Annotated in this window: 1 pseudogene; it reads right to left on the reverse strand. The window is 59.4% G+C overall.

The features are described from left to right. Window positions 1-429: pseudogene (gene cpsG / locus FDX09_RS14230) on the reverse strand (colanic acid biosynthesis phosphomannomutase CpsG); the annotation flags it as partial.

Here is a 429-nt window from a genome sequence, read left to right on the forward strand (position 1 = left end):
CTGGTAGCGGCCACGTCTGCTCTCATCAACCGCCGGGAAGTCATTCGCTTCCGCCAGCCGCTGCACGTCGCGCAGACCGGTATCGCCGCTGATGGGCCGTGCCCCTTCGCGCACCAGCTTCATGCCGTTGTAATCCAGCGGATTATGGCTGGCGGTCACTTCAATGCCGCCATCAACGCCAAGATGGAAAGTGGCGAAATAAATCTCTTCGGTGCCCGACATGCCAATATCCAGCACATCCACCCCTGCATCCTGCAGGCCTTTCGCCAGTGCCAGCTTCAGCGCCTCGCTGGTCAGGCGAACATCGCCGCCGAGGACGATGGTTTTCGGCTGCAGAAACTCGCCGTAAGCGCGGCCAATACGCCACGCAATCTCTTCATTTAACTCTTCGCCCAGTCGGCCGCGGATGTCATACGCTTTAAAACAGGT

Origin of the sequence: Citrobacter sp. wls717, assembly GCF_005280955.1 — a bacterium.
In the GTDB taxonomy this organism is placed as follows: domain Bacteria; phylum Pseudomonadota; class Gammaproteobacteria; order Enterobacterales; family Enterobacteriaceae; genus Citrobacter; species Citrobacter werkmanii.